At 68.4% G+C, this 21,004-nt stretch carries 21 protein-coding genes; 6 read left to right on the forward strand and 15 right to left on the reverse strand.

What is annotated here, in order from left to right; genetic code table 11:
- Nucleotides 1-102 precede the first annotated feature (102 nt).
- From JI745_RS07665 to flgB, 13 genes are all read right to left on the reverse strand, one after another.
- Nucleotides 103-3,726: a PAS domain S-box protein gene (locus JI745_RS07665; protein ID WP_201805150.1), complete on the reverse strand. Its 3,624-nt coding sequence runs from the start codon at nucleotides 3,724-3,726 to the stop codon at nucleotides 103-105.
- Nucleotides 3,727-3,812: 86 nt separating this feature from the next.
- Nucleotides 3,813-5,024, reverse strand: a complete 1,212-nt coding sequence (locus tag JI745_RS07670) for an EAL and HDOD domain-containing protein (protein WP_201805151.1) — start codon at nucleotides 5,022-5,024, stop codon at nucleotides 3,813-3,815.
- 27 nt (nucleotides 5,025-5,051) lie between these two features.
- Nucleotides 5,052-6,248, reverse strand: coding sequence for a flagellar hook-associated protein FlgL (flgL, locus tag JI745_RS07675; protein WP_201805152.1), 1,197 nt, complete (start codon nucleotides 6,246-6,248; stop codon nucleotides 5,052-5,054).
- A 39-nt stretch (nucleotides 6,249-6,287) separates the two neighbouring features.
- Nucleotides 6,288-8,255, reverse strand: coding sequence for a flagellar hook-associated protein FlgK (flgK, locus tag JI745_RS07680; protein ID WP_201805153.1), 1,968 nt, complete (start codon nucleotides 8,253-8,255; stop codon nucleotides 6,288-6,290).
- A gap of 16 nt (nucleotides 8,256-8,271) precedes the next feature.
- The gene (gene flgJ / locus JI745_RS07685) at nucleotides 8,272-9,189 is read right to left on the reverse strand and encodes a flagellar assembly peptidoglycan hydrolase FlgJ (RefSeq protein ID WP_201805157.1); all 918 of its coding nucleotides are present in this window, start codon (nucleotides 9,187-9,189) and stop codon (nucleotides 8,272-8,274) included.
- A 2-nt stretch (nucleotides 9,190-9,191) separates the two neighbouring features.
- Nucleotides 9,192-10,271 carry a flagellar basal body P-ring protein FlgI gene (locus JI745_RS07690; protein ID WP_310738746.1) on the reverse strand — a complete coding sequence of 360 codons (1,080 nt, stop codon included), beginning with the start codon at nucleotides 10,269-10,271 and terminating at the stop codon, nucleotides 9,192-9,194.
- 102 nt (nucleotides 10,272-10,373) lie between these two features.
- The gene (locus JI745_RS07695; protein WP_201805158.1) at nucleotides 10,374-11,048 is read right to left on the reverse strand and encodes a flagellar basal body L-ring protein FlgH; all 675 of its coding nucleotides are present in this window, start codon (nucleotides 11,046-11,048) and stop codon (nucleotides 10,374-10,376) included.
- A 20-nt stretch (nucleotides 11,049-11,068) separates the two neighbouring features.
- Nucleotides 11,069-11,851 (reverse strand): flagellar basal-body rod protein FlgG, encoded by a 783-nt coding sequence (flgG, locus tag JI745_RS07700; protein WP_201805159.1) that lies wholly within the window; start codon nucleotides 11,849-11,851, stop codon nucleotides 11,069-11,071.
- A 14-nt stretch (nucleotides 11,852-11,865) separates the two neighbouring features.
- Nucleotides 11,866-12,600, reverse strand: coding sequence for a flagellar basal-body rod protein FlgF (flgF, locus tag JI745_RS07705; protein ID WP_201805160.1), 735 nt, complete (start codon nucleotides 12,598-12,600; stop codon nucleotides 11,866-11,868).
- A 28-nt stretch (nucleotides 12,601-12,628) separates the two neighbouring features.
- Nucleotides 12,629-13,888, reverse strand: a complete 1,260-nt coding sequence (gene flgE, locus JI745_RS07710; RefSeq protein ID WP_201805161.1) for a flagellar hook protein FlgE — start codon at nucleotides 13,886-13,888, stop codon at nucleotides 12,629-12,631.
- A gap of 17 nt (nucleotides 13,889-13,905) precedes the next feature.
- The gene (locus JI745_RS07715; protein WP_201805162.1) at nucleotides 13,906-14,553 is read right to left on the reverse strand and encodes a flagellar hook assembly protein FlgD; all 648 of its coding nucleotides are present in this window, start codon (nucleotides 14,551-14,553) and stop codon (nucleotides 13,906-13,908) included.
- Nucleotides 14,554-14,578: 25 nt separating this feature from the next.
- Nucleotides 14,579-15,001, reverse strand: coding sequence for a flagellar basal body rod protein FlgC (gene flgC / locus JI745_RS07720; RefSeq protein ID WP_201805163.1), 423 nt, complete (start codon nucleotides 14,999-15,001; stop codon nucleotides 14,579-14,581).
- An 18-nt stretch (nucleotides 15,002-15,019) separates the two neighbouring features.
- Nucleotides 15,020-15,430: a flagellar basal body rod protein FlgB gene (gene flgB / locus JI745_RS07725; protein WP_201805164.1), complete on the reverse strand. Its 411-nt coding sequence runs from the start codon at nucleotides 15,428-15,430 to the stop codon at nucleotides 15,020-15,022.
- Nucleotides 15,431-15,567: 137 nt separating this feature from the next.
- On the opposite strand from flgB, the gene flgA reads away from it, so the two are divergent.
- From flgA to JI745_RS07745, 4 genes are all read left to right on the forward strand, one after another.
- Nucleotides 15,568-16,278, forward strand: a complete 711-nt coding sequence (gene flgA, locus JI745_RS07730; RefSeq protein WP_310738517.1) for a flagellar basal body P-ring formation chaperone FlgA — start codon at nucleotides 15,568-15,570, stop codon at nucleotides 16,276-16,278.
- Between the two features lie 114 nt (nucleotides 16,279-16,392).
- The gene (gene flgM, locus JI745_RS07735; RefSeq protein ID WP_201805172.1) at nucleotides 16,393-16,701 is read left to right on the forward strand and encodes a flagellar biosynthesis anti-sigma factor FlgM; all 309 of its coding nucleotides are present in this window, start codon (nucleotides 16,393-16,395) and stop codon (nucleotides 16,699-16,701) included.
- Nucleotides 16,702-16,766: 65 nt separating this feature from the next.
- Nucleotides 16,767-17,153: a hypothetical protein gene (locus tag JI745_RS07740; protein WP_236674937.1), complete on the forward strand. Its 387-nt coding sequence runs from the start codon at nucleotides 16,767-16,769 to the stop codon at nucleotides 17,151-17,153.
- Nucleotides 17,154-17,212: 59 nt separating this feature from the next.
- On the forward strand, nucleotides 17,213-17,761 hold the full coding sequence (locus JI745_RS07745) for an isoprenylcysteine carboxylmethyltransferase family protein (RefSeq protein ID WP_236674938.1): 549 nt from the start codon (nucleotides 17,213-17,215) through the stop codon (nucleotides 17,759-17,761).
- A 136-nt stretch (nucleotides 17,762-17,897) separates the two neighbouring features.
- On the opposite strand, the gene JI745_RS07750 is transcribed toward JI745_RS07745, so the two are convergent.
- The gene (locus tag JI745_RS07750) at nucleotides 17,898-18,338 is read right to left on the reverse strand and encodes a hypothetical protein (RefSeq protein WP_201805174.1); all 441 of its coding nucleotides are present in this window, start codon (nucleotides 18,336-18,338) and stop codon (nucleotides 17,898-17,900) included.
- 113 nt (nucleotides 18,339-18,451) lie between these two features.
- Between JI745_RS07750 and JI745_RS07755 the strand changes: the two genes are divergently transcribed.
- On the forward strand, nucleotides 18,452-19,108 hold the full coding sequence (locus JI745_RS07755) for a response regulator transcription factor (protein ID WP_201805176.1): 657 nt from the start codon (nucleotides 18,452-18,454) through the stop codon (nucleotides 19,106-19,108).
- Nucleotides 19,105-20,562 (forward strand): ATP-binding protein, encoded by a 1,458-nt coding sequence (locus JI745_RS07760; RefSeq protein WP_201805177.1) that lies wholly within the window; start codon nucleotides 19,105-19,107, stop codon nucleotides 20,560-20,562. Before JI745_RS07755 ends, JI745_RS07760 begins: the two co-directional genes overlap by 4 nt.
- Before the next feature lie 27 nt (nucleotides 20,563-20,589).
- Here JI745_RS07760 and JI745_RS07765 read toward each other — a convergent pair whose 3' ends face one another.
- Nucleotides 20,590-20,886, reverse strand: a complete 297-nt coding sequence (locus JI745_RS07765) for a hypothetical protein (protein WP_201805178.1) — start codon at nucleotides 20,884-20,886, stop codon at nucleotides 20,590-20,592.
- Nucleotides 20,887-21,004 lie beyond the last annotated feature (118 nt).

Below are 21,004 nucleotides of genomic sequence, written 5' to 3' on the forward strand. Positions count from 1 at the left end.
ACCCCAAGCGACTCGCGCCGATTGTGGCTGAAAGCCTTGCGCCGCGGGGCGCACGGTGTAAGCAGCTGAAGCGACGCGCGCCGCGTCAACGTGAGCAGGTGCTCAGACCGGCTCGATGCGCGTGACCCCGGGTGGCACCAGCACGATCGTGGCGAGCACGTCGTCGCCCAGCTGCTCCACCGTGAGCGTGGCGCTGCGCCGCGGCAGCAAGGCCCGCACGAGGCCGAGCCCCGACACGCCGCCCGGGTAGCGCGCGAGGTTGAAGCCCGGCGGCAGCTGACCGCGGTTGGCAATGCCGACCTGCACCCGGCCCTCGCTGCAGGCCAGGCTGCAATGCACGGCCGACGGATCGTCGATCGCCATGCTGTGCTTGACCGCGTTGGTCAAGAGCTCGTTGATCGTGAGCGCAATCGGGATGCTCTCGGCCTCGGGCAAGGCCCACAGGTGCGCCGGCCCTTCCACCGTGAGGCGGATGGTGCGGCCGAAGGTCCGCTGCACCGAGCCGGTGATGGCCTCCAGCACGCTCTTCACGCGCAGCGGCCCGGTGGCGCCGACCTGCAGGCCGTAGACCTGCGCGATCGCCTGCACCTGGCCCACCACCTCGCTGATCGCCGACGCCATCTCCGGCTTGCGCGCGCCGATCTGCTGCAGGAGCCCGGCCACGCCCTGCAGGTTGTTCTTGATGCGGTGGTGCACCTCCTTCACCAGCATCTCGCGCTGCGCGATGGCGGCTTCGAAGCGCGCTTCCTGCGCAGCGCGCTGCTCGGTCACGTCGGTCGCCACCATCAGCAGCTGGTCGGGCGGCGCACCCGTGGCCGCCATCGGCAGGTAACGCGCGTCCCACAGACGGGCCTCGCCGTCGGTCTCGACGCGGTACTCGCGCTGCGTCACCGCGCCCGCGGTCAAGGCCTGCATCATGTCGGCGCGATAGCGCTCGGCCACGGCCGGCTCGAACAGCTCTTCCGGCGTGCGCCCCACCAGCTGGTCGGGCGCAAGGCCGATGCTGTGGGCCGCGGCCTGGTTGGCCTGCACGACGCGCAGCGTCTGCGCATCGAAGAGCGAGATCGCGAGCGGTGCCGCCTCGATCACCCGCTGCAGCGAGGCCTGCACTTCGATCGTGCGCGCCTCGGCCTGGCGGCGGCGCTCGATGTCGAGCAGCGCATAGGTGAGCTGGCGGCCGGTCGACTCGCGGCCGGTGACCACCGCATTGCCCACCACCCAGAACTCGCGGCCGTCGCGCGCCTTGACCTTGCACTCGAAGGTCTCGGCCTGGCCTTCGACCAGCTCGTGCAGGTACTGCGTCTGCCGGAAGGGATGCTCGTCGCCCGGCATCGCCACCGTGCTCATCGGCTGCCCGATGAAGTCGGCCAGGTCGCCACCGAACATGCGGCGTGCCGAGCGGTTCATCCACTCGATGCCGCCCGGCCCCACGGTGACGATGCCCACCAGCACCGAGTCGAGGATCGCGCGCGTGCGCTCGGCCTGCAGCGCCACCGCCTGCTGCGCGCGGTGGCGGTCGTCGACGTTGACGTACGACGCAATCAGCCCTTCGGCGGCATTGTTGTCGTCGATCTGCCGCGTGCTGACCTGCACCCACACCAGGCTGCCGTCATGGCGGCGCAGCTGCCGCTCGCCCGTCCAGCGCCCGGTCTTGTCCATCGACGCGCGGGTGATCGCCCGCAGGCGCAGGAACTCCTCCTCGCTGGCATACAGCGCCGAGGTCGGCAGCCCGGTCATCGCGTTCGCATCGAGCCCCACGAGCCGGCACATGGCCTGGTTGGCGCGCTGCACGCGGTCGTCACGGATGAACGCGATGCCCACTTCCGACAGGCTGAACATCAGCTCGCGGTCGCGCACCAGCGCTTCCAGCTCCATCTGCTGCGCCTTGAGCCGGGTGATGTCGGACAGCACCGCAATCGCCTCCAGCGCATCGCCGCCCGGCCCGGCGCGCCGCACCGTCAACGCACACCACTGCGTGGTCGCCCCCGGCACGTGAAAGCTCAGCTCGGCTTCGAACACCGTGTCGGCCGCGAGCGCGGCTTCGATCGCGCTGACGAGGCTCGGCGCCTCGGGCTGGCTCGCGAACAGCTCGGCCAGGCCGCAGCCGACCACCTGCCCGGCACGCACGCCGAGCAGCGCCTCGAAGCGGCTGTTGCAACGCACCAGCACGCCGCTGCGCAGGTAGGCCATGCCGGCAGTCGTGCTCTCGAGGATGGTGGTCATCTCGCGCAGCAGCGTGTCGCTGCGCTGCTGCGACTGGTACTGCTCCGTCACGTCGAGCGTCACCACCGAGGTGGTGCGCTTGCCCGACGCCAGCGTGGCCGGCTCGACCCGCGTCTGCAGCCAGCGCTGCCCGAGCTCAGGGTGGCGGATGGCGTAGCGCACCTCGGTGCGCTGGCCGTGTCGCAGCGCCTGCTGCAGACGCTCGTATTCGGGCAGCGAATCGGGCAGCACCACCTCGCGGCGGATCGACTGCAAGGCCGACGCGGCCGCCGGCTCACCGCCCGACGACGGTGGCAAGGCGCTGCCGTGCTGCACCCAGCCGCCCGATTCCTGGAAGGTGGCGAGGCCGACGCCTGCCGTGTCCATCAGCGCGCCGATCTGCATCTGCGCGAGGTCGCGCTCCTCTTCGGCGCTGCGGTCTTCCACCACGGCCATGTAGCGCAGCTGTCCGCTGGCGGTGCGGTAGCAGCGCAAGGCCGAGCGCAGGCGGCGCGCCGGGCCGTCGGGCTGCGTCACCCACGCCTGCGCCTCCACCGGGCTCGCGCCCGGCTGCAGCGATGCGAGCGGCCGGCCGTCCTGCCAGCACAGCAAGGCCTGCACCCCCGGCTCTGCCTCCGACATCAGCACCGGCACCTGCCCCGCCAGCGCTTCGAACGCGGGGTTGGTGCGCACCAGCAGGCCTTGTTCGTCGAACAGCACCATGCCCACCGGACTGAGGTCGAACCAGTCGTCGAGCTCACGCGCCGAGCGGTCGGCCCGCTCGCGCGCCACATGCTCGGCGGTGCTGTCCTGGAGGATGGAGAGGTAGCGCGTCTGCCCGGCTTCGTCGACCCACTTGCGCCAAGTGGCACGGCACCAGCGCTCGCGGCCATCGGCGTGGAGCAGGCGGCGCTCCATCAGCCGCGACGGCTGGCCGGGCTCGGACATCGCGCCCGTCTGCACCCGGTACGCGAGGCTCAGCTCGCGGTCTTCGATCGGCTGCAGCTCGACCGGGTCGCGGCCGATCAGCCAGTCGGCGGAGAAGCCGGTGAACTCGGCGAAGGCGGGGTTGACCTGGATGAAGCGGAAGTCGGCATCCTGCAGGCAGGCGGGGAACGGCGACTCCCAGAACAGGCGCAGCAGCTCCTGCGACAACGACGACGTTTGTGCAGGAGGCCGGGCCACGGCTGTCGACCGAGGCTCCAGGCGCAAGGCCCAGCGCTCGCCTTCGAGGGGGGTCAGCGACACCGTGCACGAGGTGCCATCGGCCAGCACGACGTGCTCGGGCAACGCAGGCGCGGCGGCGTGCAAGCGGGGAACGCCTTTGCTCAGGACCTGCTGAGTGGCCTGGACCAGCGACTCGCCGAGCCGGGCCTGAAGGCTTTGCAGCGAGGCTCCGGCTGCAACACCGAGCCAGCGCTGGGCAGCAGCGTTGGCGTGGTAGACACGGGCGCTGCGATCGAGAACCAGGACTGCGTCGGACAGGGTGTCGAGGAAGTGACGCAGCGCCTTGGGATCGAACATGAACCGAGTGTACGCAGCCCCCTAGCTCGCATCCAGCACGAGGCGAAGCAGGTAGCTTCGCAGGCGCCGCCTCACGCAGCGGTCGACTACTCGACCTGCGAAGCCGCCGTCAACGCCGACAACACACACCGATTGATCTCAGACACGCTGAGCATCAGCGTCTCGGCCGCCGACCGGAAGTCGTACAGCGATTCGTTCTCCACCGCCTGCACCAACGCAAAGTAAGGTTGATACGGCCCGGAGCCATCGACCAGCGCCTGGTACACGCGCTCCGGCACCGGAATCGTCTTCAGCAGCTCCGAGAACGGCTGCTTGAACATCCGGTCCAGCAGCGAGAACACGCCGCAGATGAACATCTCATTGCGCATCTCTTCATCGCCCGAAGAGCGCACCAGTTCTTCCATCAACAGCCCACGGCGAACCGCCGCGAACATGACGGGCTTCATGTTCGAGTCCTTGCCCGCCGTCGCGAGCAGCAGCGCCAGCCAGCGCTTCAAGCGCTGGTACCCGAGCATCATGATTGCGTGCCGGAACGAGCTGATCTCCACGCGCAGCCCGAACGCAGGCGAGTTGATGTAGCGCATCAGCTTGAACGCGAGCGACGGATCACGCTTCAGCGTGCCTTCGAGCTTCTCGATCGGCTCCTGCTTGTCGACGCGCTGGATCAGCTCGACGATCACCTGCATTTCCGTCTGCGGCTGCTTGCCGCCACTCTTGGCCGCGGCCTGCTCGATCGCGTCGTCGATCGGCCAGCCCAGCACCGCGGCGGCGCCGCGCGTGAAGCTCGCTTCCATCTCGGCGAGCGTGCGCACGCCCGCCTGCACATGGGGAATGTTGCGGATGACACCGGCCGGCGGCGTGGCGCTGGCTTCGTTGACGCGGCGGTCGTCGGCCAGGTCGATGATCGAATAGGTGAAGCACGGCAGCACCTCGCGCGGCAGCTCGGTCAGGGGACGGCCCTTGATCAGCAGGGTGGTACCGGCGGCGTGCAGGTTCTGCAGGGCGACGATGTTGGACGGGTCGACCGCCATGAAGGCCGGCACTTCGACCATCAGGTTGGCCGAAGGCGAGGCGCGCAGCAGGTCCTGCAGCAGGCTTTCGCTCACCACGTTGAGCGCTGCCTTGCCGCCATCGGCGGGCCACACGCCGCCCACGGCGTGCAGCAGCTGGGCCACGTCGGGCGTCGAATCGGGCTTCAGCGGCACGACGGTCAGGCGCGTGGCCGAGACGGCACGGCTGCGGTCGATGAAGGGGGAATAACCGAGGGCCACTTGGCCCAGGATGGTGGTGTCGTTCACGCGCCGCGTCCCTTGGCTTGGGTGGAATCAGGTGATGTAGTTGAAGAGCGACATCTTCTGGACCAGCGAATAGCTCTTGAGCGCTGCATCGTAGCCCGTTTGCTTGTTCTGGAAGTCGGAAATCGCCTTCACCATGTCGAGGCCTTCGGCATTGGAACGGTCGGTCTGTGCAGCAAGTCGCAGATCGTCGAGCCGGCCGGTGGCGTTGTCGATGCGGCCGAGCGTCTCGCCCACCTGCGCACGCACCGATTGCATCTGCGCCATCGCCGAATCCACGGCGGCGAGGTAGGTCGAGTTGGTCTGGGCGATCTGCGACGGCGTGCGCAGCGGCGTGTTCAGCGCGGCCACCGCGGCATCGATCTGGTTGAAGATGTTGAGGTCGGACGTGGCCGGGGCCAGCTCGAAGCTGTCGGTGTCGGCCGGCACGCCGGTCACGGTGGCCGAGAGGCCGTCGATCTCGATGGCCCGGCCCGACACGTAGGGCACACCGGCAATCGCCGTGGGCGCGCCGTTCTGCATCACCGAATAGGTGGTCACGCCGCCCGCCACCGCGAAGACGATGCTGTAGCTGTCGCCGGTGACGAGGCTCGGGTTGGTGACACGGCCGGTGTCGACCCACGACTGGCCGGTGTTGGCCGCGTTCGGCGCGGTGGTGAAGACGCCGTTGCCCGTGCGCCCGCTCATCCACGCGGCACGGCCGTCGACGGTGAGCGGGAGCGGGTCGCCCGAGGCAGCATCGATCTGGCCGGCAGTGCCCTGGTAGGTCACGCCGCCGGCGGCGTCGAGGAACGGCGCATGGTCGGGCGACTGGCCGCCGAAGAGGTAGGCGCCGGCGCCGTCCTGGCGGTTGGCCACGGCGAGGAGCTGGGTGCGCAGGCCCGCGATCTTGTCGGCCTGCGCGCGGCGCTCCTGGTCGCTGTAGCTGCCGTTGCCGGAGGCCACCATCGCCTCGCGGATCTGCTGCAGCAGGTCGCTCGCATCGCCGAGCGCACTTTCCGAGAGCGTCATCGCGTTCTGGCTCGCGTTCACCGCGCGCTGCATCGCATCGGTGTGTTTCTCCGCGGCCAGCGCTCGCTCGGCGCGCGCCGCGGCGGCCGGGTCGTCGCTCGCGCGGTTGACGCGCTTGCCGGTGGTGAGCTGCTCCTGCGCGGTCGCAAGCTGCGTCTGGCGCTTGATCAGCGAGTCGACGCTGGCGTCGAAGGAGTTGGCGGTGCTGACACGCATGGTGTGAGGCCTCAGGTCAGGTCATCGAAGTGCCAGCGATCAGCCGCCCGTCATCTCGAGCAGGGTGTCGAAGACGGAGGTGGCCACCTGCAGCATCTTGGCCGCTGCCTGGTAGCTCTGCTGGAACTGGATCAGGCGCGCCGCCTCTTCGTCGAGGTTGACGCCGGCCTTGTTGGCACGCGCCGCCTCGGCGGTCTGCGCCATGGTGTTGGAGATGTCGGACGACGAGCGTGCGCTCTGCACCCGCACGCCGATGTCGGACAAGGCGCTCGCGTACGCATCGGTGATGTTGCGGCCCGGCACCAGCGTGCCGCCAGAGAGCGTCGAGGCGCCGATGAAGAGCGCGTTGCCGAGCGCGACGAACGCGTTCGCATTGCCGTTGTTGGCGGCGGGCGCGGTGGTCGGGCCGACGTTGATCACGTCGCCGCTGCGCGGCACGCCGCTCAGCGAGAGCGAGAAGCCGTTGAGGTTGATCGGGCTGCCGGCCGTCCAGGTGCCCGTGCCGCTCGACACGACGGTGTTGCTCGCGTCGAGCATGTCGTAGCTGTAGTCGCCGGTGTCGTTGTTGAAGGTGATGCGCACCGACTGCGTCGCGTCGTAGGCCGCGGCATCCACCACGCCGAGCGAGGCGGCGCGTGCCGTGCCGGTGTTGTTGACCGAGAAGGTGCCGGTCACGGCCGAGGCGGCGGCGATGCCGCGCGGGTCGGTCATCACCGAGCGCATGTCGGGCGCGGCCTGCGCCACGGCCTGCAGCAGGAAACGGTCGCCGGCCGAGGCCGTGCCGGCGGTCATCTGCAGCGTCATGCCTTCGACCTGCACGCCGGCGGCGAGCGCCGTCGGGTCGAACGGGCTGCCCTGCACGGCGGAGCCGTCGGACAGGCGCGTCAGCGAATAGTTGGAGCCGTCGAAGCGCAGCTCGTAGTCGCTCGCCTGCACGTGGGTGAAGTCGCTCACCGCCAGGCTGAAGGTCGCGTCGCCGGCGTTTTCGGTCGAGGCCAGGGTGCGCGGCGCGCCGATGGAGAACAGCGGGTCGCCGGCACGCGCCGGCTGGCCGCCGTCGAGGCCCAGCGACTGCTGCTGGTTGATGGCCCCGCTCACCGCCACGGCGAGCTGGCCGAGCAGGTTGCGCGCCGCGGTGAGGTCTTCGTTCTGGAAGCGGATCAGGCCGGCGATGCGGCCACCGGCGATCGAGTTGTTGGGCACCAGGCGGGCGACGCCGCCTTCCTGCAGCGCAAGCTGCGTCTTGGCCGGGTCGAACTGGTCGGGTGCGGCGACGAGGGCATTGGTCGCGCTGCCGAGCACCAGCGACTGGCCGCCGCCGATGAACAGGCCCATCGAGCCGTCGTTGGCCTCGATGGTGCTCACGTTGATGTAGCCGCTGATCTCGCTCACCAGCTGGTCGCGCTGGTCGAGCAGGTCGTTGGGCGAGTGGCCGGCGCCCTTGAGCGCGGAGATCTGGCGGTTGAGGTCGGCCACCTGCCGGGCGAGCGCATTGACCGAGTCGATGTTGGACTTGAGGTCCTGCGACACACCGCCCTGCAGCGTGTTGAGCTGCTCGCCGGCCGACTGGAAACGGGCCGCGAGCTCGCGGGCGCGTGTGACGACCACCTGGCGGGCCGACGCGTCCTGCGGGTTGTTGGCCACGTCGACGAAGGCATCGAGCACCTGCCGCGCGGCATGGCCGATGCCGGCCTCGCCGAGCGGCAGCACGTTCTCGAGCTGGGTGAGCTGGTCGAGCCGGGCCTTGTCGGCTTCTGCAAGCGAGTTGGTGTTGGCAGCCTGCGTGGTGAGGAAGCGGTCGTACGAGCGCACCACCGTCGTCACGTTCACGCCCTGGCCGAAGAAGCCCGCGCCGGTGTACTGGCCCTTGGCCGTTTCCAGCTGCACGTCCTGGCGCGAGTAGCCCTGCGTGTTGGCGTTCGCGATGTTGTTGCCGACGGTCTGCAGCGAGGCGAAGTTCGCCGCCATCGCGCGGGTGCCGATGCCCATCAGGGTGGATGCGCCCATGTCGCCTTCTCCTCTTTCAGGCCATCGCACGCTGCAGGCGCAGCGTGGTGTTGATCATGCGGGTCAGCTTGTCCGCGTAGGCCGGGTCGGTGGCGTAGCCGGCCTTCTGCAAACCCTGGGCGAAGCCCTGCGCAGACGCGCTGTTCTCCACCACCTTCGAGTAGCGCGGGTTGTTCTTCATCAGCCGGGCGTAGTCGGTGAAGGCCTCTTCGTAGCTGCTGTAGGCGCGGAACTTCGCGCGCACCTTGTGCGGCTGGCCGTTGATGTATTCGGTGGTCGTGACCTCGGCGACCGGGCCCTTCCAGTTGGCGCCGGCCTTGATGCCGAACACGTTGAAGGAGGTCGAGCCATCGCGGTGCTTGATCTCGTGGCGGCCCCAGCCCGACTCGTGCGCGGCCTGCGCCACCATGAAGTTGGCCGGAATGCCGGTGGCGGCCTCAGCGGCCTTGGCGGCGTCGCCGTGCAGCCTCAGGAAACCCATCTGGCGGTCCTTGCCCTGCAGGCCGGAAAGCGACGCGGAGGTGGCGGGGGTTTCCTTGCCGATGTCTCTGGCGTCGGACTTGGCACCCTCTCTTGCGAGGTTGCTGCGCTCGACCGAGGCCTTGGCCGCGTCAGCGGCGATGTTGGCGAGCGGGTCGCCCAGCTGGCGCTCCAGCTGCTTGGCGATCACGTCCGACAGGCCGCCGCGCAAACCCGTCATCTGGGTGGCGAACTGCTGGTCGAGCATCTCGGTGCCGAGCTTGGTGCCCGAGTTGTCGAGCATGCCGGAGCTCACCTGGGCATCGCGCATGCTCTTCATGAGCTGCTGCATGAAGATGCCTTCGAACTGCTTGGCCGCTTCCCGGATCGCCGCCTTCGGGTCGCTGTTGGCGGTGTGGCGCAGGTTGGCGACGCCGCGCGGGTCGCCGATGGGGAGGTTGCTGTTGACGCCCATCTTCAGATGACCTCGATCTCGGCCTGCAAGGCACCGGCCGTCTTCATCGCCTGAAGGATCGCCAGCAGATCTTGCGGCGTGGCACCCAGCGCGCTCAGCGCCTTCACCACGTCGGCGAGCTTGGCGCTTGCGGGCATCTGGATCAGCGCACCGGGCTCCTGCTTGATGGTGATGTCGGCCTTCTCGGCCTTCACCGTCTCGCCCTTGGAAAACGGTGCCGGCTGGCTCACCACCGGCGTGGTGTTGATCGTCACCGACAGGTTGCCGTGCGCCACCGCGCACGCCCCGAGCGTCACCGCCTGGTTCATCACCACCGAGCCGGTGCGTGCGTTGATCACGATCTTGGCCGAGGGCGTGGCCAGCTCCAGCGGCAGGTTTTCGATGTCGGCGAGGAAGCCCACCCGCATGTCCTGCGACTCGGGCATGTTGACGCGCACCACGCGGCCGTTCACCGCCTGGGCGGTGCCGTCGCCCATCTTGGCGTTGATGGCGCGGGCCACTTCGCGTGCGGTGGTGAAGTCGCTCGCGTTGAGGTCGAGCTGCAGCGTGCGGCCCTGGTTGAGCGGCGTCGGCACGGCACGCTCCACGGTCGCGCCTTCGGGGATGCGGCCGGCGCTCAGGTGGTTGATCTGCACCTTGGAGCCGGCGGCCGAGGCCCCGGCGCCGCCGACGATCAGGTTGCCTTGCGCGAGCGCGTAGATCTGGCCGTCGGCACCTTTGAGCGGCGTGATGATCAGCGTGCCGCCGCGCAGCGACTTGGCGTTGCCGAGCGAGGAGACGGCCACGTCGAGCGTCTGGCCCGGCTGGGCGAAGGGGGGCAGTTGCGCGGTGACCATCACGGCCGCCACGTTCTTGACCTGCAGGTTGGTGCCGGCCGGGATGGTCACGCCCATCTGCTGCAGCATCGCCGAGAGGCTCTGCGCGGTGAAGGGGGCGGAGGTGGTCTGGTCGCCGGTGCCGTCGAGGCCGACGACGAGGCCGTAACCCACCAGCTGGTTGCTGCGCACGCCCTGGATGGACGCGACTTCCTTGATGCGGGTGGCGTGTGCCGTGGCCGGCCACCAGAGCGCTGCGCTGGCCATGACCACCGTGAGGGCGATCAAGGCCTTGATCAGGGCTTCAAGAAGTTGTTCGCGGGTGGTTTGCATGGTGGCAGGGGGCTCCTGTCACCATTCTGGAATTCTTTAGAACGGCATAACGTTCAAAAAGAAGCGGCCCAGCCACCCTATTCCGTTGACGTCGGCCTGGGCGCCGCGGCCGCGGTGCTCGATGCGCACGTTGGCGATCTGTACCGACTGCACGGTGTTGCCCGGCTGGATGGAACGCGGGTCGACCTGGCCCGAGAAACGCAGCACGTCGACGTTCTGGTTCACGCCGATCTGCTTCTCGCCGGCGATGACGAGGTGGCCGTTCGGCATGACATCGATCACGACGCTCGTGATCACGCCCGAGAAATCGTTGGTGTTCTCGGTGCTGCCCTTGCCTTCGAAGGTGTTGGTCGAGCTGCCCTCGACCGCCGCGCGGGCGAAGGCCTTGGCATGCACGCCGGGCAGTGCGGAGACACCACCGCCGATGGAGCCGGTCTTGTCGATGGAGCTCGTGCTCTTCTGGCTGGCTGCGACCTTTTCCACGATCTGCACGGTGAGCGTGTCGCCCACCAGGCGTGCGCGGTGGTCTTCGAAGAGCGGCCGGTATTGCGCGGCCTGGTAGATCGAGCCGTTGTTGGCCGGCGGCGTGGGCACCGGCTGCGGGCGCAGGCGGTTGGCCGAGCCGGCCACATCGACCTTGGGCAGCAGGTACGGGGTCTCGCAGCCGGCGAGCAAGAGGCCAGCGGCAGCGGCGATCAGGGCGAGTCTCATGGGCGATGCACGAAAGAACATCAAAGCTGACCGAGCTTCTGCAGCATCTGGTCGGAGGTCTGGATGGCCTTGGAGTTGAGCTCGTAGGCGCGCTGCGTCTGGATCATGCCGATCAGCTCTTCCACGACGTTCACGTTCGAGGTCTCGACGAAGCCCTGCTGCAAGGCGCCCAGGCCGTTCTGGCCCGGCGTGCCGGCGGTGGGCGTGCCCGAGGCGGCGGTCTCGGTGTAGAGGTTCTGCCCCTTGGGCTCGAGGCCGGCCGGGTTGACGAAGTTCACGAGCTGCAGCGTGCCCAGCGCCTGCGGCGTGGTCTGGTTGGGGATGCTGGCGGTGACGGTGCCGTCGGCCGCGATCGACACGCTCAGGGCGTTCTGCGGCACCGTGATGCCCGGCTGCACGAGATAGCCGTTGTTGGTGACGAGCTGGCCCTGCGCATTGACCTGGAACGAGCCGTCGCGCGTGTAGCCGGTGGTGCCGTCGGGCATCTGCACTTCGAAGAAGCCGCTGCCGCGCACCGCCACGTCGAGCGGGTTGCTGCTCTGCTGCAGGTTGCCCTGGCTGAAGCTGCGGCTGGTGGCGACGGCGCGCGTGCCGAGGCCGACCTGCAGGCCGGTGGGAAGCGTGGTCTGCTCGCTGCTGTTGGCGCCGGCCTGGCGCAGGTTCTGGTACATGAGGTCTTCGAAGACCGCATGCGACTTCTTGTAGCCGTTGGTCGCGCTGTTGGCGAGGTTGTGCGAGATGTGGTCCAGCTGGGTCTGCTGGGCCTCCATGCCGGTCTTCGAAATCCACAGGGAACGCATCATGGCGGGTACTCCTATCAGCTCATGGAGAGCAACTGAGCTGCAGCTTTTTCGTCGCCTTCGGCGGTCTGCAACATCTTCATCTGGGCCTCGAACTGGCGGGCCGCGGTGATCATCGAGACCATCGTCTCGACGGCGCTCACGTTCGAGCCTTCGAGCGCACCGTCCTGCACGCGGGCGGTGGCGTCGGCTTCCAGGTCGCCATCGGGCGCACGGAAGAGGCCATCGGCACCGCGCGCGAGCGGCGTGTCGTCGGTCGGCGTCACGAGCTTCAACTTGCCCACCGCGGTGGTCTTGCCGGTGGCGCCGTTCTTCGCGGAGATCGTGCCGTCGGGCGCGATGCTGACCTCGCTGTTGGGCGGCACCTGGATCGGGCCGCCATCGCCCATCACCGGCAGGCCACTGCGCGTGACCAGCGTGCCTTCGGCGGTGAGGTCCAGCGCACCGCCGCGGGTGTAGGCCTCGGTGCCGTCGAGCGACTGCACGCTCAACCAGCTGTTGCCCTTGACCGCGACGTCGAGGTTGCGGCCGGTGTTGGTGATGACACCGGGGGTGGCGTCGAAGCCGGGCGTCGTCTCCAGCGTGTAGACCCGGGTGCTCGCCCCGCTGCCTTGCACCGGCACGGCGCGGAAGGCCTGCAGTTCGGCGCGGAAGCCCGGCGTGGAGACGTTGGCCAGGTTGTTGGCCAGCGTGTCCTGGCGCTGCATCATGGCCTTCGCACCAGACATGGAGAGATAGATCATCCGATCCATGGCGAGCTCCCGTTAGCGTTCAGTTCGATCAGCGCAGGTTCACCAGCGTCTGCAGCACCTGGTCCGTCGTCTTGATGGACTGGGCATTCGCCTGGTACACGCGCTGCGCGGTGATCATGTTCACGAGCTCGGCGGTCAGGTCGACGTTGGAGTCTTCCAGCGCGCCGGCCTGCAGCACGCCGAGGTTGCCCTGGCCCGGCGTGCCCACGACCGGGTCGCCCGACTCGTAGGTGCGCGCCCAGAGGTTGCCGCCCAGGGGGCGCAGGCCTTGCGTGTTGCGGAAGGTCGAGATCTCGATCTGGCCGGCCGGCTTGGACTGGCCGTTGGAATAGGTGGCCATCACGATGCCGTCGGATTCGATCGACAGGCCCGACAGCTGGCCCGGGGCATAGCCGTCCTGCGTGAGGTTGGTGACGCCGAAGCCGGCGCCGTACTGGGTGGCCGCCGTCAGGTCGAGCTGGATGCCGGGGATGGCGAGCGTCTGCGCGCCGGCGGCGTTGGTCGAGGCCGGGATGTCGAGCGTGATCGGGCCCGTGGGCGCGGTGGGGGCACCACCGCTGGTCGGGAAGGTCATGGTCGTCACCGGGGCCGGGTCGCCGGCGCCGTCGACCGACACCGAGGTGCCGTTGGCGGTGACGAAGACGTTCCAGGTGTCGGTGCCGGCCTTCTGGAAGTAGTAGGTCAGCGCCACGTCCTGGCCGCGCTGGTCGTAGACGGTCAGCGAGGTGGCGTTGTTGTAGGTCTGCGCATCGCTGAAGTTGACCATCGGCGTCGTGGCCGGCAGCGTGGTGGCGGCGCGCGAGTCGAGGTTCATTTCCATTGCGATCTCGGTCGTCGCCGCGGGCTCGATGCCGGCGGTGGGCAGCTGCAGCGGAGAAGCCACCCCGGGCTGGATCACGCCGTTGCCGTCGGCCGGGTAGCCGAGGAGCTGGCCGCCCTGGTTGGTGACGATGTAGCCGTCCTTGTTGATCTGGAACTGGCCGTTGCGGGTGTACTGGGTCTGGCCGTTCACGCGCACTTCGAAGAAGCCGCTGCCGTTGATGGCAAGGTCCATCGCGTTGGCGGTGGTGGTGATGTTGCCCTGGCTGAACTGCTGCGTGACCGCCTGCAGGTTCACGCCGATGCCGATGGCGTTGCCGCTGCCGGCCAGCGCCGAGGCGTACATGTCGCCGAACTCGGCGCGCGAGGCCTTGGCACCGAAGGTGTTGGCGTTGGCGACGTTGTTGCCAATGACCTCGAGGTTCTTGCTCGCAGCGTTCAGGCCGGAAAGTCCTTGTTGGAAGCTCATGGTGAATTCCTGATGAGTTAGTTGAAGGCCTTGACCTGGCTGTAGGCCACGTTGCCGGAGTTCTTCAGTTCGAGGGTGAGGCTGTCGCCGGAGGTGTTGATCGCGGTCACGGTGTCGTGCATCAGCGGGGTCGAGTCGAGCTTCGTGCTGCCGCTCATTGCCGTCACGCGGAAGGTGACGCCGGTGGCGGTGGCGTTGGTGCCCGCGTTCCAGGTGAAGTCGTGCGCGCCCGCCGACTGCGCGCCGAGGTTCAAGGTGTCCAGCACGTGGCCGCTCGGGCCCAGCACTTCGATCTTCACGTTGTCGGCGGCGGTGTTGAGCTCGAAGCCGGCTTCGGCCCGGCCGTTCTCGATGGTCAGCTTGTTGCCCGGCACGATGACCTCGCGGCCGATGAGCTGCGCGCCCTGCAGCGCCTGCATCTGCATGAACTGGCCCGACAGGCCCTGGACGGTCTTGTTGAGGTTCTCGATGCCGGTGACCGACTGGATCTGCGCCATCTGGCTCGTGACCTGCGCGTTGTCCATGGGGGACAGCGGGTCCTGGTTCTGCATCTGCGCCACCAAGAGCTTGAGGAAGCGGTCGGCAGCGCCGGCTTCGTTGGCGGTCTGCACGCCGCTCTTGGCGTTGAGCTTGTCGTAGGCGGATTGGACGTTGGAGACGGCCATGGTGGGGTTCCTTCTTCAGCGAGCCTTACTGGCCCATCTGCAGCGTCTTGAGCAGCAGCGTCTTGGCCGTGTTCATGACTTCGACGTTGTTCTGGTACGAACGCGAGGCCGAGATCATGTTGACCATCTCCTCCACCGCGTTCACGTTGCTGTAGGTGACGTAGCCCTCGGCATCGGCACTCGGGTGCTTGGGGTCGTGCACCCGGCGGCCGGGGGTCTGGTCTTCGCTGATGGTGCTGACCTTCACGCCGGCCGCAGCACCGGCGGGCTGCATGCCGGGCTGGCCCATCAGCTCGGTCTGGAAGGTGACCTGGCGTGCCTTGTAGGCCTGGCCATCGGGGCCGGCGACGGTGTCGGCGTTGGCGAGGTTGGAGGCCACAACGTTCAGGCGCTGCGACTGGGCGCTCACCGCGCTGCCGCTCACGTTGAAGATCTGGAACATGCTCATTTCAGCTCCTTAACTGGCTCACTGCCCGCCGCGGATCGCGTCGAGCATCGTGCGCACGTTGCCGTTGATGAAACGCAGCGTGGCTTCGTAGCGCACCGAGTTGTCGGCGAAGTTGGCGCGCTCGCGGTCCATGTCGACCGTGTTGCGGTCGAGGTTGGTCTGGCTGGGGGTGGCGTACAGCAAGTTGCTCTGCACGGCCGACTCGGTGCTGCCGAGGGCGATGTGGCCCTGCTGCGTCGCCTTGAGGGCCGCCCCGCCCTGTTGCGCGCCGGTGGCCTGCTTCAGCGCCGAGGCGAAGTCCAGGTCACGCGCCACATAGTTGGGCGTGTCGGCATTCGCGATGTTGCTGGCGATCAGGCGCTGGCGCTCCGAGCGCAGGCTCAGCGCCTGGCCGTGGAAATCGAGCGTGCTCGTCAGTTTGTTCAGCATGGTGCTGTCCCGCAAACCCAGGTGGGCGATGTGAAGGGATTGTGGGCAGCGTGTTTCAAAACATAAGCGGGAATAGACGCCCGATTGCCGCGCTATTCCGACTCTCACGTGGGCATATCGCGCCCTACATTGGCAGCGTGGACAAGACCCTCTTGCCTCTGCTGCGCCTTTTCTTCTTCGCCTGGCTGATCGCCGGCGGGGTGGCGGCGCACGCCCAGGTCGCAACTGAAGCCTGGGTGGCCGCAGCACAGCGTTTTGCCCTTGCCGAATTGAAGAAGGCCGGTGTCGGCCGCCATGACGTGGTGGCCGGCCAGCTCGACAGCCGGCTGCGCCTGGCCGCCTGCGACGAGGTGCAGCCCTACCTGCCGCAAGGCGCCCGCCTCTGGGGCAAGACCCGCGTGGGCCTGCGCTGCGTGAAAGGCGTCACGAACTGGAACGTCTACCTGCCGCTGACGGTGAACGTCTACGGCCCGGGGCTGGTCTCAACCTCAGTCCTGCCGGCCGGGCATGTGCTCGCGGCAGAAGATTTCCGTCAAGCCGAGGTCAATCTGGCCGAAGACCTGTTTCAACCTGCGATCACCGAGGCGCATGTGCTGCTCGGCCGCACGCTCGCCAGGCCGGTCACCCCCGGCCAGAGCCTGCGGCAGACCAGCCTCAAGCCGCGGCAGTGGTTCACGGCCGGCGACAAGGTGCGCATCCGCGTGGTGGGTGGCGACTTCGCCGTGGCCGGCTCCGGCGAGGCGATCACCGCGGGGATGGAGGGCCAACCGGCCCGCGTGCGCACCGAAAACGGCCGCATCGTGTCGGGTCTGCCCGTGGCAGACCGCCTGCTGGAGATCACATTGTGAAAAATCGAGTGGGCACTCAGAATCTGCAAGAAAAACCTAAAGTCAGCGGCGGGCGGGCCGATACACCGTCCATGTTGAAAGGTTTGGGTCTCTGAGAGGCCCAAGGAGTCCAAGATGAAGATCGGCAATCCCGCAGACAAACCCGGCTCAGCCGCCCCGGTCGCACCGGTGCGCAACCAGCCGGCCGAGACCAAGGCCCAGGAGGCCGGCGCGCACAACGCCGCCGACCCGAGCGCCAAGGTCGAGCTGTCGAACGCCGCGTCGTCGCTGCTCGAAGGCGGTGCCAGCGCCGATTTCGACGCCGACAAGGTCGCCCGCATCGCGCAGGCCATCAGCGACGGCAAGTTCGAGATCAACGCCGAGAAGATCGCCGACCGGCTGATCGCCAACGCACACGAAGTGCTGGGCAAGGCCCAACACTGACCCACCCGCGTGCCCCACAAGGGCACGCTCGCTTACGGTCCACACGACTTTCGGTGAACAAGACCATGAACACGCCGGCCCAGATGTCGGGCCCCGACGAACTCGAAACCACCCTGGCCGCGGTGGAAACCCACCTCGCCTCGCTCGGTGAATCGCTGCGCAAGAACGACAGCGTGGCCATCGAACACCACGCCACCGAGCTGCAACGTGCGCTCGCCCGCGCGGTCGACCATTTCGCCCGTGCCGCGCGCAGCGGCCCGGTGCCCACGCCACTGCGCGAGCGGCTGAAGCTCGCCAGCGGCCTGGTGGCCTCGCAGCGCGAATCGCTGGCCCGCGCCACCGCCGCGCTCGACCGCGCGATGGACGTGCTGATGCCGCGCGACCGCTCGGCGGGCGTCTACTCTGCAAGCGGCGCAGGCAGCACCCTGCGCGGCGGCGCGATCCAAGCCTGATCTCGCGCTGAACTCGGTGCGACACTGCGGCCCTTCGAGGGCCGCTTTGCATTGTGGGCATGACCGAACTGTTGATCTTCCTGGCCGGCACGGCCTTTTTCACCTACGTCTCCCGCCACGCGCTGCGCAACCCGCGCTCCCACGGCTTCTGGCGCTTCATCGCCTGGGAATGCATGCTGGCGCTGGTGATCCTCAACTTCCCGATGTGGACGGTCGACCCGTTCTCGCCCCGGCAGGTCGTCTCGTGGGTGCTGCTCATCGCCTCGCTCTCGCTCGCCATCCATGCGGTGCAGATGCTGAAACGCATCGGCCGGCCGAGCGAGCAGCGCGCCGATGCCGAGCTCTTTGCCTTCGAGAAGACCTCCTCGCTCGTCACGAGCGGCGCCTTCCGCTACATCCGCCACCCGATGTACGCCGCCCTGCTCTACCTGGCCTGGGGGGCCTTCCTGAAAGACATCAACGCGGCGACCGCCCTGCTCACCGCGGTGGCGAGCATCGCGCTCGTCATCACCGCGCTGCGCGACGAGGCCGAGTGCCTCGCGCACTTCGGCGAGGCTTACGCGGGGTACATGCGGACAAGCAAGCGCTTCGTGCCGTTCATCTTCTGAAGCGTGTGCCGCATGGCGCTCTCGCGCTGGGCGGTGTCTGAGGACTGCGGCGTGTTGCCCGCCATGCGCGCCTCGTGCCGCCTCTGAGACAGCACCATCATGGTCGCGAACGAAACCACCTTGCGTGCGGTCGTGGTCATGTCGACACCTCGTCATCGTGGCGGGCCCTGAGCTGCGCCAGCGCATTGGCCACCGCCGGCGCCACGCCTTCGCGCGCCAGCTCGGCCGCCGCCTCCGGCGCACCGTCGAGCACGATCACCACGCGCTCGAGGTGGCATTCGCCGGCCTCGTCGACCCGCACGTCGGCCACATGGGCCGCCACCGCACCGCGCACGGCCGAGAGCGCCACGCCGTGCGCCCGGTCGGGCGCCTGCGGGCGGCTCCAGCCCGAGACCTTGGCCGCCTCGTCGAGCACGGTCCGCAGCTTCGAGCCGGCCGGCAGCATCTCGCGCCGGTACTGCACCGGGTCGCGCCAGGCGGCGCGGGCCAGTTCATCGATGAAACATTCGCGGAAATAGACCGCGGCGTACGTCCCTTGTGGGGCAAGCTCGCGGGTGGTGCTCGTGGCGTTCATCATGTGGATCTCCCGTGTCGATGGCCCTCATGCTGGACGGCGCGGTTTAAAAAGTTGTTAATGCCACCCCAGGCACACTGCGGTCTCGCTTCAACAAGTATTCATATCTCCGCGTCATGCAACTGCTGCTGGTCGAAGACGACGCCATGCTGGCCGAGGCCCTGGTCACCGGGCTCACCCGCGCCGGATACCGCGTGGACCACGCGCCCGACACCCCGGCCGCACGCCTGGCCCTGTCTGACCACGCCTACTCGGCGGTGCTGCTCGACCTGAACCTGCCCGGCGGCTCCGGCCTCACCGTGCTGCGCGGCGTGCGCGAGCGCTACGACACCACGCCGGTGATCATCCTCACCGCCCGCGACCAGCTCTCCGACCGCATCGCCGGCCTCGACGCCGGCGCCGACGACTACCTCGTCAAGCCCTTCCAGCCCGACGAGCTCGCCGCCCGCCTGCGCGCCGTGCTGCGCCGCGCCCAGGGCCGCGTGGCCCCGGTGCTGACAGCCCGCCACATCCGCCTCGACCCGGCCACCCGCAGCGTGACGCGCGACGACGAGCCGGTGAGCCTGAGCCTGCATGAATACCGCACGCTCCTGGCCATGATGGAGCGCCAGGGCCGCGTGGTCACCCGCCAGCAGCTCGAGGAAGCGGTCTACGGCGGCGAAAGCTCGATCGAAAGCAACACCGTCGCGGTCTACGTGCACCAGCTGCGCAAGAAGCTCGGCGACGACCTCATCGTCACCGTGCATGGCCACGGCTACAAGCTCAACTCATGAAGATCCTCAAAGCCAGCTCCATGCGCGTGCGCCTGCTCATCGGCCTGATGGTCGCAAGCCTCGGCTTCTGGGGTGCCTGGTTCGCGGTGCAGGCGATGTTGATGTCGAGCCAGCAGAACAACCGCTGGGATGCGTCGATGCAGGCCGTGGGCCAGCAGATCCTGATGTCGATGCCGGCGCTGCACCCGGGCGGCTCGAGCGAGCCCGCGTTCAAGCTGCCCTCGCAGGTGCATGTGCAGCCGCAGCTCCTGAGCTTCCAGGTGTGGGCACGCGACGGCCGATCGGTGCTGCGTTCGTCGAATTCACCGGTCGAGCCCTGGGCCCCGCTGAGCTTCGACCAGCCCGAGGCCTTCCATGGCGTGGAGGTGAAAGGCGTCGAGTGGCGCGTGTACACCATCAACGACGCCAGCGGCCGCCTGCAGGTGCAGGTGGGCAAGTCGCAGCCGCAGCTCCTGAGCCTCATCAAGCTGTGGCTGGGCTACAGCATCGGCACCATCCTGCTGCTGATGGCGCTGCTTGCGGGGGTGACGTGGGCCATCATCTGCTGGTCGGTCGCCCCGGTGCAGGCCGCACGCCAGGCCATCGAGGAGCGCGACCCGCTCGACCTCACGCCGCTCGAAGTGCACGACCTCCCCACCGAGGTGAAGCCGCTGGTGGAAGCCTTCAACGCCCAGCTGCTGCGGCTCGAATCGGCGCTCCAGGGCGAGCGGCGCTTCCTCGCCGATGCGGCGCACGAGCTGCGCACGCCGCTGGCCGCGCTGATGGCGCAGGCCCAGCTGGTGAAGTCGGCCACCACGCTGGAAGAGAGCCATGCCTCGCTCGCCCCGCTCATCAGCGGCATCGAGCGCACCGCGCGCCTCACCGAGCAGCTGCTCGACCTGGCCCGGCTCGATGCGATCGAGCACCCGGGCGGCCGCCCGCCGGTGCCGCTGCACGAGATCGTCTCGCTGGTGGTGCGCGACTACGACGCCACCGCGCAAACCGCCAACCAGCGCCTGCAGCTGCGCGCCGAGCCTTGCCACGCGCGCATCCACGTCGACTCCATCGGCGTGCTGCTGCGCAACCTGATCGACAACGCACTGCGCTACGCCGGCCCTGGGGCACGGGTGGAAGTGGTCTGCCGCGAGCAGGAGCTGCAGGACGGCCAGCGCAGCGTCGCGCTCAGCGTGCGGGATGACGGCCCGGGCGTGCCCAAGACCGAACACGGGCGCATCTTCGATCGCTTCTACCGGGTGCCCGGCACACCGGGCCGGGGGAGCGGCATCGGCCTGTCGCTGGTGGCACGCATCGCCAACCTGCACCAGGCGTCGCTGGACGTGGGGTCCGGGCTGGAGGGACGAGGGTTCGGCATCACGCTGACCTTCGCCACGGCAACGGGCCGGGCCGCCACGCACATCGACGTAGTGGCGGCCGACATGCCCGTGCCGCTGGCTCAGCCGACCGGCCAAGTCTGAGCGCCTCGGCCGTCGGCCGGGATGAGCTTACTTGCCCTCTTCGCGGGCCTTTTCCTGGCCGGTCTTCACGTCGACAGACGGTACCTTGATCGTTTCCTTTTCGGTGGTGATCTTGGGCACGGTGACCTCGGTCTCCTTCTGGGTGACCTTCACGTCGGGCGCCGTCACGTCGTACTTCGGAACGGTCACATTGCCGTCTTCCTTCTTCGCCACTTCGTATTTCGGCAGGGTCACGTCGCCTTCCTGGGTCTTCTGCACATCGCAGCCGGCGAGGCCGACAGAGGCAGCGGCCACAAGACCGGCCAACAAGGTGTTTGCGTTCATGCGAGTCTCCTTACGAGCTAGGGTGATCGCATTCTGGGCACCACCGTGCGGGCATTCGATCAGAACCGACCAACTGTCCGTGTAGGCCTGCACCGCAAGCGGATGCCGGGCGGGCGCT

The sequence above is a fragment of the Piscinibacter sp. HJYY11 genome (genome assembly GCF_016735515.1).
Lineage (GTDB): Bacteria > Pseudomonadota > Gammaproteobacteria > Burkholderiales > Burkholderiaceae_C > Rhizobacter.

Coding starts and splice junctions, on each gene's coding strand:
- JI745_RS07665 (WP_201805150.1), bottom strand. CDS start 3,726: ATGTTCGATCCCAAGGCGCTGCGTCACTTCCTCGACACCCTGTCCGAC.
- JI745_RS07750 (WP_201805174.1), bottom strand. CDS start 18,338: ATGATGAACGCCACGAGCACCACCCGCGAGCTTGCCCCACAAGGGACG.
- JI745_RS07715 (WP_201805162.1), bottom strand. CDS start 14,553: ATGGCCGTCTCCAACGTCCAATCCGCCTACGACAAGCTCAACGCCAAG.
- flgM (WP_201805172.1), top strand. CDS start 16,393: ATGAAGATCGGCAATCCCGCAGACAAACCCGGCTCAGCCGCCCCGGTC.
- JI745_RS07690 (WP_310738746.1), bottom strand. CDS start 10,271: ATGGCCAGCGCAGCGCTCTGGTGGCCGGCCACGGCACACGCCACCCGC.
- JI745_RS07765 (WP_201805178.1), bottom strand. CDS start 20,886: ATGAACGCAAACACCTTGTTGGCCGGTCTTGTGGCCGCTGCCTCTGTC.
- flgK (WP_201805153.1), bottom strand. CDS start 8,255: ATGGGCGCATCCACCCTGATGGGCATCGGCACCCGCGCGATGGCGGCG.
- JI745_RS07745 (WP_236674938.1), top strand. CDS start 17,213: ATGACCGAACTGTTGATCTTCCTGGCCGGCACGGCCTTTTTCACCTAC.
- JI745_RS07695 (WP_201805158.1), bottom strand. CDS start 11,048: ATGAGACTCGCCCTGATCGCCGCTGCCGCTGGCCTCTTGCTCGCCGGC.
- flgB (WP_201805164.1), bottom strand. CDS start 15,430: ATGCTGAACAAACTGACGAGCACGCTCGATTTCCACGGCCAGGCGCTG.
- flgC (WP_201805163.1), bottom strand. CDS start 15,001: ATGAGCATGTTCCAGATCTTCAACGTGAGCGGCAGCGCGGTGAGCGCC.
- flgE (WP_201805161.1), bottom strand. CDS start 13,888: ATGAGCTTCCAACAAGGACTTTCCGGCCTGAACGCTGCGAGCAAGAAC.
- flgJ (WP_201805157.1), bottom strand. CDS start 9,189: ATGGGCGTCAACAGCAACCTCCCCATCGGCGACCCGCGCGGCGTCGCC.
- JI745_RS07755 (WP_201805176.1), top strand. CDS start 18,452: ATGCAACTGCTGCTGGTCGAAGACGACGCCATGCTGGCCGAGGCCCTG.
- flgF (WP_201805160.1), bottom strand. CDS start 12,600: ATGGATCGGATGATCTATCTCTCCATGTCTGGTGCGAAGGCCATGATG.
- JI745_RS07760 (WP_201805177.1), top strand. CDS start 19,105: ATGAAGATCCTCAAAGCCAGCTCCATGCGCGTGCGCCTGCTCATCGGC.
- JI745_RS07740 (WP_236674937.1), top strand. CDS start 16,767: ATGAACACGCCGGCCCAGATGTCGGGCCCCGACGAACTCGAAACCACC.
- flgG (WP_201805159.1), bottom strand. CDS start 11,851: ATGATGCGTTCCCTGTGGATTTCGAAGACCGGCATGGAGGCCCAGCAG.
- flgL (WP_201805152.1), bottom strand. CDS start 6,248: ATGCGTGTCAGCACCGCCAACTCCTTCGACGCCAGCGTCGACTCGCTG.